The sequence below is a fragment of the Nocardioides sp. NPDC051685 genome (assembly GCF_044453405.1).
Taxonomy (GTDB): domain Bacteria; phylum Actinomycetota; class Actinomycetes; order Propionibacteriales; family Nocardioidaceae; genus Nocardioides.
In genome coordinates this window covers 63,273-73,244 of record NZ_JBITCR010000012.1, presented here as the reverse complement: position 1 = coordinate 73,244, position 9,972 = coordinate 63,273, and the positions used below count along the sequence as shown (strand labels likewise).

Annotated in this window: 10 protein-coding genes; 1 reads left to right on the top strand and 9 read right to left on the bottom strand. The window is 70.1% G+C overall.

What is annotated here, in order from left to right:
* Positions 1 to 217: 217 nt before the first annotated feature.
* The 9 genes from ACIA03_RS25560 to glmS are packed head-to-tail and all read right to left on the bottom strand — an operon-like array spanning position 218 to position 8,886.
* Positions 218 to 772 (bottom strand): hypothetical protein, encoded by a 555-nt coding sequence (locus ACIA03_RS25560; protein WP_396987806.1) that lies wholly within the window; start codon positions 770 to 772, stop codon positions 218 to 220.
* Positions 773 to 819: 47 nt separating this feature from the next.
* Positions 820 to 1,287 (bottom strand): ribosomal protein S18-alanine N-acetyltransferase, encoded by a 468-nt coding sequence (rimI, locus tag ACIA03_RS25555; protein WP_396987804.1) that lies wholly within the window; start codon positions 1,285 to 1,287, stop codon positions 820 to 822.
* Complete coding sequence (tsaB, locus tag ACIA03_RS25550) at positions 1,284 to 1,931, bottom strand: tRNA (adenosine(37)-N6)-threonylcarbamoyltransferase complex dimerization subunit type 1 TsaB (RefSeq protein ID WP_396987802.1); 648 nt, start codon at positions 1,929 to 1,931, stop codon at positions 1,284 to 1,286. The genes rimI and tsaB overlap by 4 nt, the downstream gene beginning before the upstream one ends.
* A gap of 21 nt (positions 1,932 to 1,952) precedes the next feature.
* The gene (tsaE, locus tag ACIA03_RS25545; RefSeq protein ID WP_396987800.1) at positions 1,953 to 2,897 is read right to left on the bottom strand and encodes a tRNA (adenosine(37)-N6)-threonylcarbamoyltransferase complex ATPase subunit type 1 TsaE; all 945 of its coding nucleotides are present in this window, start codon (positions 2,895 to 2,897) and stop codon (positions 1,953 to 1,955) included.
* On the bottom strand, positions 2,894 to 3,991 hold the full coding sequence (locus ACIA03_RS25540) for an alpha/beta fold hydrolase (RefSeq protein WP_396987798.1): 1,098 nt from the start codon (positions 3,989 to 3,991) through the stop codon (positions 2,894 to 2,896). Before ACIA03_RS25540 ends, tsaE begins: the two co-directional genes overlap by 4 nt.
* Entirely contained in the window at positions 3,988 to 5,172 is a 1,185-nt protein-coding gene (gene alr / locus ACIA03_RS25535; protein WP_396987796.1) for an alanine racemase, read from the bottom strand. The genes ACIA03_RS25540 and alr overlap by 4 nt, the downstream gene beginning before the upstream one ends.
* A 20-nt stretch (positions 5,173 to 5,192) precedes the next feature.
* Positions 5,193 to 6,614 carry an NAD(P)H-hydrate epimerase gene (locus ACIA03_RS25530; protein WP_396987794.1) on the bottom strand — a complete coding sequence of 474 codons (1,422 nt, stop codon included), beginning with the start codon at positions 6,612 to 6,614 and terminating at the stop codon, positions 5,193 to 5,195.
* A gap of 60 nt (positions 6,615 to 6,674) precedes the next feature.
* Positions 6,675 to 7,028 (bottom strand): holo-ACP synthase, encoded by a 354-nt coding sequence (locus ACIA03_RS25525; protein ID WP_045551548.1) that lies wholly within the window; start codon positions 7,026 to 7,028, stop codon positions 6,675 to 6,677.
* 13 nt (positions 7,029 to 7,041) lie between these two features.
* Positions 7,042 to 8,886: a glutamine--fructose-6-phosphate transaminase (isomerizing) gene (glmS, locus tag ACIA03_RS25520; protein ID WP_396987791.1), complete on the bottom strand. Its 1,845-nt coding sequence runs from the start codon at positions 8,884 to 8,886 to the stop codon at positions 7,042 to 7,044.
* 70 nt (positions 8,887 to 8,956) lie between these two features.
* Here glmS and coaA point away from each other — a divergent pair, with 70 nt between their 5' ends.
* Positions 8,957 to 9,922: a type I pantothenate kinase gene (gene coaA, locus ACIA03_RS25515; protein WP_141791784.1), complete on the top strand. Its 966-nt coding sequence runs from the start codon at positions 8,957 to 8,959 to the stop codon at positions 9,920 to 9,922.
* The last annotated feature ends 50 nt before the right edge of the window (positions 9,923 to 9,972 follow it).

The following is a 9,972-nucleotide window of genomic DNA, read 5'->3' as shown; positions in this document are numbered from 1 at the left end:
ACCCGAACGAACTTTCATTCACCCCAGACACCCGAACGAATCTTCATTCACCCCAGACACCCGAACGAACTTTCATTCACCCCAGACACCCGAACGAACTTTCATTCACCCCAGACACCCGAACGAATCTTCATTCGTCACGGGCGCGCGAACGAATTTTCGTTCGCCTGGGCCTCACGTTCCCCCGCCGAGAGTCCTCAGTCGGAAGTCCCGCCGCTCAGGCGGCTTGGGCGCTGTCCAGATCGTCACGGAGGGCTGAGTATGCGGCGGCCCAGATCTGTTGCGCGAGATCAGGCTCGATCGGATCGGCGGAGCAGAGACGGTCCCACAGCCCACGGAGCAGTATCACCAGCCCGCCCGATTCGAAGTCCGTGAGTTCCCGGCCGATCGAGCCGCGGAACCAGAACCTGACGTTGTGCCACAGGTCTCGGACCGCCTCGCCGACATCGTCGTTCGTCCGTGCGAGCTCCTCGATTCCCAGCCAGGCCCGGAGAAAGAACATCTCGTCCCGGGTCGAGGGCAGGTAGCCGGCCCATCCCCGCAGATTCACACGCTGGGCGATCTCCTCCCAGTAGATGCCGGCGAATCCCGCGGCGGCATGGGGCAGCATGTTCTCCCGCCCGGCGAACCACTTGTGCAGCGACGACACCGCCATGTTCGCCTCCTCTGCGACCACCTTGAGGGTGGGGGCACGCAAGCCGTCGCGCCCGATCGTCCTCGCCAGGGCGACGCCGGCTGTCGTCGATTCGAATCTGATGCGGTTGAAGGCCATGGCATTGATCGCACCACAGACCACCGACATTTCAGCTCGATGCCGCCTCAGCCAGAGGTCGCTGTCGGGCCGGTGAGCTCCATCGCAAGCACGATTCCCGTCGCCCCATCTCGGTAGTAGCGCTCGCGGCGGTCGATCTCGACGAATCCAGCCTGGTCATAGAACTTGATGGCGGGGACGTTGCCCTCGCGGACCTCGAGGAGGAGCCGCTCGGCTCCCTCGCTCCGAGCGAGCTCGATCGACGCGGCGAGGAGCGCCCCACCTATCCCCCGGCGGCGCCGCTCCGTAGCAGTCGCGATCCGCTGGAGCTCGGCGATCTCGTAGACGACGCTCACCAGCGCATGGCCGACGATCGTGCCCGCATCATCTACGGCGACGAGGATCCGGACCGTGGGCATCTTCCCGTCGATGGCCACCTGCAGGTACTCGGGCGTCCAGGCGTCATCGGGGAAGGCCTCGACCTCGAGGTCGGCGATCGCGTCGACATCGTCCGGGCCGGCAGGGCGTACGGTCACCTGGGCGTCACCGGCTTCTTCTGCGCAGCTTGCTCCACCGCATCGGGCCGGCGCAGGTAGAGCGGCTCGGGATCCATCAGCTCGACCCGCTCCTCAGCGACCGCTCGGGCGAGCCAGCCCGCCGACGGACGCTGCGGGCCGAGCGGCGACGGGAACGCGTCGGGATAGAGCAGCGCGCCCTCCCCGACCACCGGCATCGAGGTGGCGACGTCGGCCGGCCTAGCGACGACGGGGCCTTCGAGCCGGGTGCCGTCGGCGTCGTAGGAGGCCAGGTAGACCTCCTTGCGCCGCGCGTCCGTCGCGACGAAGAACCCCGACGACACCGCACCGGTGCCCACCGCCTCGACGGCCAGCACGTCCAGGGTGCAAGCGGCGTAGACCGGGATCTCCAGCGCGAACCCGAGCGTCCGGGCCGTGACCAGACCGACCCGAAGACCGGTGAACGGCCCGGGGCCGGCACCGACGGCGATAGCGGTCAGATCCTGGCGGACGATCCCCGCCTCCGCCATGACGTCGGCGATCGACGGCGCGAGCTGTTCACCATGCTTCATGGTGCGGTCGGAGACGACCTCGGCGACGACGTCGTCACCATCGTGGAGCGCCACAGTCACCTGGGGCGTGGCGGTGTCAAAGGCGAGAAGCACACTCACACCCTAGAGCGCGCCTCAGAGCCTGCTGAGATCCACACCGCGCCAGCGGGCCCCGACCGGAACGATCTCCACACGTCGCGGATCCGCTCCGTCGGGCGCATCGACCAGATCCAGGGGCGCCTCGTCGGCCTCAGCACGTACGATCCGGATCTCCAGCCGTGACTCGGAGAGCCCCTCGGCCAGGCCCTCGCCCCACTCGACGACGGTCACCGCGTCGTCGAGATCGGTGTCCAGATCGAGGTCGTCGAGCTCGTCGATCCCACCGAGCCGATAGGCATCGACGTGGACGAGCTCGGGGCCACCGACCGTCGAGGGATGCACCCGGGCGATCACGAAGGTCGGCGAGGTGATCTCGCCGCGCACCCCGAGCCCCAGGCCCAGGCCCTTGGTGAAGGTGGTCTTGCCGGCGCCGAGACCGCCGGAGAGGACGAGTACGTCGCCGGCGGCGACCAGGGCGGCCACCCGTCGACCGAGCTCGAACATGGCGTCGGCATCGAGCGCCTCGACGACATACTCGTTCAGCGGACGATGCAGCCGCACCGCGGGCGCCTCACGGAAAACCTCGCGAAAGCCCTGCCGCACCCAGAACCGCAACGTCTCGGGGAGCTCCTCCCGCGCGATCACCGCGAGATCGCCGAAGCCCTCGGAGGCAGCGAGAGAGGCGGCGTACGTCACCATCTTGTGCGCCACCCCGTGACCCTGCTGATCAGGAAGAACAGCGAAACGACGCAGCCACAGGGTCGACTCGGCGGGATCCATCACCACCGTCCCGACCCCGACCCCGTCCAGCCGCGCCAGCACGCCCCCGAAGCCGGAGAGGCGCTCCTTCATCGACCCCTCGGACTCACCGAGCGCATCCGCCGGCGGGTCGAGCGGCGGGCGGGCGGAGAAGGCCGCGTGGACGATGGCGAGCACCTCGGCCGCGGCCTCCGGTCCGACCCGCTCGAACACGAGCGTCATGCCGAAGCCGCATCCCGGGTGGCCGAGGCGAGCAGCTGGTCGAGCTCGGCGTTGACCTGTCCGTGCCGCTCGAGGATGACCATGTGGCCGGCGTTCTCGCACTCGACCAGGCGCGAGCCGGGGATGTAGGAGTGCAGCTTGCGGCTGTGGCCGATCGAGGTGAGCCGGTCGGCGGTGCCGCAGATGATCGTGGTCGGCACCCGGCCGAGCGTGGTGATGGACGCGAACTTGTCCAGCGCACGGAAGCTCGGGAAAAACTCCGCGACCACCTCGAACGGCGTCTGCGAGAGCAGCCCGTCGACGAACTCGACGTACGCCTCCGGGACCTCGTCGCCGAAGGCGAACACGTCGGTGAAGACGGTCGCCACCGAGGACCCCATGGCGCGGAACCGGTCGACGATGCCGTGGTTCCTGGCCAGTGTCCGGATGGTGCCGTTGGCGATCCCGCCGGACAGCTTGGCCGGGAGCACCGGGATCAGCAAGCGGCTCGGGTCGAGACCACCGGCGGTGGTCGAGATCAGGGCGGCGCCGATGATGCGGCCGCCCTCGTCGTACGGGGCGAACAGCTCGGGGTGGTCCTCGGCGAGCGCGGCGATCGTCATCCCGCCCATCGAGTGGCCCACCAGGATCACCGGTCCCTCCGGCACGACCGCGTCCAGCACATGGAGCAGGTCGTCACCGAGCTGGTCGATGGTGGCGTTGCCGAGCGAGGAGCGGCCGCTGCGGCCGTGGCTGCGCTGGTCGTAGAAGACCGAGCGCACCAGGCCCCGGTAGGCGGCGCGCTGGAAGTGCCAGCAGTCGAGGGTGAGGCAGTAGCCGTGCACGAAGACGAGCGTCACCCCGCTCGCCCCGCCGGGATGCGTGTGAGCCGGGTCGACCTCGTCGACCTCGACGTGAAGAGGTACGCCGTCGGAGGCCACCACGGTGACCGGGCAGGATCGCAGCGTACCGAGCGGGGTCCGGTCCTCGGGGCGTTCCTCGATCGCGCGGCGGCGCTTCCTGACCACCACCGCGCCGCGGGCCGCGCCAGCGACCGCCGCCGCTCCCAAGGCGCCTGCCGCGATCTGTCCGATCCGTGCTGCGATGCTGCTCATCTGTCGTCTCCCTGCTCGGCCTGCTCGGTGTCGACGTAACGCCGCTTCATCCGTCCCCCGATTCGGGTGACGACCTCGTAGGCGATGGTCTCGCTCGCCTCTGCCCAGTCCAGGGCCGTCGGCTCGCCATCGGCACCGGTCCCCCACAGGAGCACCTCGGCGCCGGGTTCGACCGAGGCGTCCCCGAGATCTACCACGATTTGGTCCATACAGACGGTGCCGCGCACGGGGTATCGGGCTCCGTCGATCCATACCTCGGCGCGATTCCCGGCACGACGCTGGATGCCCTCGGCGTAGCCGACCGGGATCAGCCCCACCGTCGTCGGCTCCTCGGCGACCCAGGTGTGGTTGTAGGAGACGCCCGCGCCGGCCTCGATCTTCTTCACCAGCGCCAGCTCTGCCCTGACGGTCATCGCGGGGACGAGTCCGAGCTCGGCCCACGGCGATCCCTCGACGCCGGGCGCCGGGTCGATGCCGTACGTCGCGATCCCGACGCGTACCAGGTCGAGCCGTGCGCTGGGCCGCAGCAGCGCTCCCGCGGAGTTGGCCAGGTGGCGCACCTCGGGCCGGAGGCCGACCTCCTCGGCGACCGCGAGCGCCTCGCCGAAGACCTTCTCCTGGAGGGCGCTGATCGGGTCGGCGGTGTTCTCGCTGGCGCTGAAGTGCGACCAGATCCCGGTGACCCGGATCGCTCCCTCCGCCTCGAGGATGCGCGCCAGCGCGACCAGGTTCGACCAGTCGGCGAAGGCGGCACCGCCCCGGGAGAGCCCGGTGTCGACCTTGAGCTGCACCCGCGGCGTACGGCCCAGGGCGTCGCCGGCGGCGGCGAACTTCTCCAGGTCGGCGACGGTGTAGGCGGTGACGTCGATGTCCGCGGCCACGAGGTCCTCGGCGGGCTCGCTCGGCATGATCAGCCAGGCCAGCAGCCGTCCCTCGTCACCGGCTGCACGCAGCGCGAGCGCCTCGTCGGCCGACGCCACGCCGAGCCAGTCGGCACCGCCCTGGCGAGCGGCCCGCCCGGCCTCGACCAGACCGTGCCCATAGCCGTCGGCCTTCACGACCGTCATGATCGGCGTGCGCAGGTGCTCCCTCAGCCGCGAGACGTTGTCTCGGATCGCGGCGAGGTCGATGACGATCTCGGCTCGCCGAAGCGGAGCCCGAGGCGGGGGGCTCGGTGACATGGTGTCAAGGATAGTTCCTGCTAACTAGAGACAGCAGGAAGGGACCGAATAACGGCGGGTATCGCCGCAGCCACCCCGCTCGCGGTGACCGGCCCACCCGCGCTCGCGAGGCTCGCCGCCGCGCCGTGCAGCCAGGCTCCGGCCGAGGCGGCATCGATGGGGGCGAGACCGGCAGCGAGAAGCGAGCCGATCAGCCCACCCAGCACATCTCCCGACCCCGCGGTGGCGAGCCAGGACGTACCCGTCGTGTTGACCCGCACCGGCGTGTCGGGATCCGGTGAGGCGATCGTGGTCCGCCGCCCCTTGAGCAGCACCACCGCCCCGAACCGCTGAGCCGCGAGCCGGGCGTAGTGCAGCGGACGAGCCTCGATATCGGCGCGGTCCTCCCGGATCAGCGCCGCCAGCTCACCCGCGTGCGGGGTCAGGATCGCGGGCACCCCGAGCGGCCCGGTCAGCGCACGGAGGCTGTCGGCGTCGATGACCAGAGGTACGCCGCTGGCCCGTGCGAACGCGAGCGCGCTGTTGGCGCCGTCGGCGCTGCCGGAGCCGACCACCCAGGCCTGGGCCTGCCCGTCGCCGACGACCTCCGGGTGCTGGCGTTTGACCCACTCCGAGGCGGTCCCGACGTAGCGGACCATCCCGGCCAGACCGGTGTTCGCGCCGGCGACGGCGAGCAGCGCGGCGCCGGGATAGGTGGCGCTGCCGACGCGGAGACCGACCACGCCGCGGGTGTACTTGTGGACGTCCGGCGCGGGACGTGGCAACAGGTCCGCCACATCCGCGGCCTCGAGGCTCTCGATGGCCGGGGTCGGCAGCTCGAGCCCGATGTCGACCAGCTGGACCTTCCCGCACGCCGACGCCGCCGGGTCGAGCAGATGACACGGCTTGTAGGTGCCGAAGGTGACCGTCAGGTCGGCGGTCACATGGGCCCCGTCGACCTCACCGGTGTCGACGCAGACCCCGCTCGGCGTGTCCACGGAGACCACCGGCACTCCTTCGAGCATCTCCAGGGCCGCTTCGGCGTCCGGCCGCAGCCCCGGCTTCCCCCCGATCCCCACGATCCCGTCGATCACCACGTCCCCGGTGGTCGAGCCTGTCGAGCGTTGTATCGAGCTTGTCGAGATGACCACGCCGGAGGAGACGATCCCCCCTGCCGCCTTCAGCGCACTGACCCCACCCGCATGCGCCCGATCCGACAGCAACCACGCCTCGACCCGCGCGCCGCGCCGCGCGAGCAGCGCCCCGGCGTACAGCGCGTCTCCGCCGTTGTCCCCGCTCCCGACGAGCAGGACGACCCGGCGGCCGTAGGCACCGCCCAGACGCTCGATGACCGCGTAGGCCAGCCCGGCGGCCGCGCGCTGCATCAGGGCGCCTTCCGGCAGCCTCGCCATCAAGGCCTTCTCCGCCGCTCTGACCTGCTCAACCGAGTGCGCACGCCGCATGGCCCCAGCCTACGCGCCGACGCTCCGCCGGGGTTGGGCCGAAGGGCTCGAACAAGCCCGTCAGTCCTCCAGGACGACCATCGCCGAGGCGATCCCGGCGTCATGGGAGAGGGAGAGGTGGACGGTGGCGACGCCGAGCTTCGTGGCCTGCGCCAGCACCGTGCCGCGGAGCTCGAACCGGGGCTGCCCCGACGACTCCGAGATCACCTCGGCGTCGTGCCACTCCATCCCCTGCGGCGCACCCAGCGCCTTGGCGAGCGCCTCCTTGGCGGCGAACCGGGCGGCCAGCGAGGCGATCGGCTTCGCCGCCTCGGCAGGGGTGAAGAGTCGCTCACGCAGCCGCGGCGTACGCTCCAGCGACTCCTCGAAGCGTGCGAGGTCGCACACGTCGATCCCGACTCCGATCACGGCCATCAGCGCAGCGCCATCACTCGACCGTGACGGACTTGGCGAGGTTGCGAGGCTGGTCGACGTCGTAGCCGAGCTCGGTGGCGAGCTGGCAGGCGAAGAGCTGCAGCGGCACGACCGCGACGAGCGGCTGCAGCAGCACCGGCACCTTCGGCAGCCGGATGATCGTGTCGGAGACCGAGTCGACCGAGTCGTCACCCTCTTCGACCAGCGCGATCGTGCGCGCGCCGCGGGCGCGCACCTCCATGATCCCGGAGCGCATCTTGTCGTGCAGGAAGTCGCGGCCGCGCGGGGGCACGATGCACCAGATCGGCAGGCCCTCCTCGACCAGCGCGATCGGGCCGTGCTTCAGCTCGCCGGCCGCGAACCCCTCGGCGTGCAGGTAGGCGAGCTCCTTGAGCTTGAGCGCGCCCTCCAGGGCGACCGGATAGCCGGCGTGGCGCCCGAGGAACAGGAAGGCCCGGCGGTCGGCGTACTCACGTGCCAGGTCGTAGACCTGCGGCGCCGTCTCCAAGACCTTCGACACGGCCGCAGGCATCGCCTCGAGCTGGGTCATCACCCCGTCGATCTCGTCGCCGTACATCGTGCCCTTGACCTGTGCCAGGTAGAGCGCGAGCAGGTAGCAGGCGACCAGCTGGGTGACGTACCCCTTGGTCGAGGCGACCCCGATCTCCGGGCCGGCGTGGGTGTAGATGACCGCGTCGGACTCGCGCGGGATCGTGGAGCCGTTGGTGTTGCAGATCGCCAGCACCTTGGAGCGCTGCGAGCGCGCGTGCCGGATCGCCTGCAGGGTGTCGGCGGTCTCGCCGGACTGCGAGATCGCCACCACCAGGGTGGAGTTGTCCAGGATCGGGTCGCGGTAGCGGAACTCGGAGGCCAGCTCGACCTCGACCGAGATCCGGCACCAGTGCTCGATGGCGTACTTCGCCACCATGCCGGCGTAGAACGACGTCCCCGCGGCGATGATGATGATCTTGGTGACCTCGCGCAGCTCGTCGTCGTCGAGCCGCATCTCGTCGAGGTGCAGCGACCCCGAAGGCGTACGCCGCCCCAGCAGCGAGTCGGCCACGGCACGCGGCTGCTCGAGGATCTCCTTGCGCATGAACCAGTCGTGGCCGTCCTTCTCGGCGGCGGCCAGGTCCCAGTCGACGTGGAAGCGGCGGCCCTCGGCGGGGGTGCCGTCGAAGTTGGTGACCGTCGCTCCCTCGCGGGTGATCGTGACGACCTGGTCCTGGTCGAGCTCCATCGCCTCGCGGGTGTGCTCGATGAACGCGGCGACGTCGGAGCCGAGGAAGGACTCCCCCTCACCCAGACCGACCACGAGCGGGCTGTTGCGGCGCGCGGCGACGACCCGGGACGGGTCGAGCGCGTCGACCGCGACGAAGGTGAAGGCACCCTCGAGAACCGAGCAGACCCTCTGCATCGCGATGGTCAGGTCGGCCCCGCCGACGACCTCACGCTCGAGCAGGTGCGCGGCGACCTCGGTGTCGGTCTGCGAGGCGAACTCGTGCCCGTCGCTCTCCAGCGAGGCCCGGAGCTCGGCGAAGTTCTCGATGATCCCGTTGTGCACGACCGCGACCCGGCCGGTGCGGCCGACGTGCGGGTGGGCGTTGCCGTCGGTCGGGCCGCCGTGGGTCGCCCAGCGGGTGTGGCCGATCCCGGTCGTCGACGCCGGCAGCGGCGAGTCCGCGATCGCCTTCTCCAGGTTGGCGAGCTTGCCGGCCCGTTTGTCCACGGCCAGCTTCCGGTCGGCGATCAGCGCGATCCCCGCCGAGTCGTAGCCGCGGTACTCCAACCGCCGCAGGCCATCGATCACGACGCTCTGCGCCGACCGGTCTCCGACGTACCCAACGATGCCGCACATGGCCGATGATCCTACGGCGCTCGTGGACCCCATCAGGAAGTGGCGGTGCATGTGCGTAACAATCGTTGCCATGTCACAACCCGGGCCACACGGCGATGACCGCGGCTCCTCGCCCTACGTCGAGCTCGACCGCAGCGCGTGGGCCGAGCTCGCGACCGAGACCGAGAGTCCGCTGACCGAGGCAGAGATCGAGTCGCTGCGTGGCCTGGGCGACCAGATCGACCTCAAGGAGGTCGAGGAGGTCTACCTGCCGCTGAGCCGCCTGCTGAGCCTCTACGTGAGCGCCTCGGACAGGCTCCACGACCAGCAGGAGCTCTTCCTCGGCAAGACGATGCCGGAGCGTACGCCGTTCGTCATCGGTGTCGCCGGGTCGGTCGCGGTCGGCAAGTCGACCACCGCTCGTGTGCTCCAGCAGATGCTCGCCCACTGGCCCGAGCACCCCAACGTCGCCCTGGTCACCACCGACGGGTTCCTCTACCCCAACGCCGAGCTCGAGCGTCGCGGCCTGATGGAGCGCAAGGGCTTCCCGGAGTCGTACGACCGCAAGGCCCTGCTCCGCTTCCTCGTCGACCTCAAGTCGGGCGAGGACGAGGTGCGCGCGCCGATCTACTCACACCTGACCTACGACGTCACCGACCAGACCGTGCTCGTCAAGAAGCCCGACATCGTCATCCTCGAGGGCCTCAACGTCCTGCAGCCCTCCCGGGTCCGCGCCGACGGCACCATCTCGCTGGCCCTCTCGGACTTCTTCGACTTCTCCGTCTACGTCGACGCCGGGTCGCGCGACATCAAGCAGTGGTACGTCGACCGCTTCCTGCGCCTGCGCGAGACGGCCTTCCGCGACCCGTCGTCCTACTTCACGAAGTACGCGGCCCTGTCGCACGACGAGGCCGTCACCCGCGCCACCGAGATCTGGAACGAGATCAACGGCCCCAACCTCCGCGAGAACGTCCTCCCCACCCGCTCCCGCGCCACCCTCGTCCTCCGCAAGGACAGCGACCACTCCGTCCGCTACGTGCGCCTCCGAAAAATCTAGGGTCGGGGCCGGTTGGGATACCCGGTTAACCGGGTATCCCAAGGGGCCAG

Coding starts and splice junctions, on each gene's coding strand:
- ACIA03_RS25530 (WP_396987794.1), bottom strand. CDS start 6,614: ATGCGGCGTGCGCACTCGGTTGAGCAGGTCAGAGCGGCGGAGAAGGCC.
- tsaE (WP_396987800.1), bottom strand. CDS start 2,897: ATGACGCTCGTGTTCGAGCGGGTCGGACCGGAGGCCGCGGCCGAGGTG.
- coaA (WP_141791784.1), top strand. CDS start 8,957: ATGTCACAACCCGGGCCACACGGCGATGACCGCGGCTCCTCGCCCTAC.
- ACIA03_RS25560 (WP_396987806.1), bottom strand. CDS start 772: ATGGCCTTCAACCGCATCAGATTCGAATCGACGACAGCCGGCGTCGCC.
- ACIA03_RS25525 (WP_045551548.1), bottom strand. CDS start 7,028: ATGGCCGTGATCGGAGTCGGGATCGACGTGTGCGACCTCGCACGCTTC.
- ACIA03_RS25540 (WP_396987798.1), bottom strand. CDS start 3,991: ATGAGCAGCATCGCAGCACGGATCGGACAGATCGCGGCAGGCGCCTTG.
- alr (WP_396987796.1), bottom strand. CDS start 5,172: ATGTCACCGAGCCCCCCGCCTCGGGCTCCGCTTCGGCGAGCCGAGATC.
- glmS (WP_396987791.1), bottom strand. CDS start 8,886: ATGTGCGGCATCGTTGGGTACGTCGGAGACCGGTCGGCGCAGAGCGTC.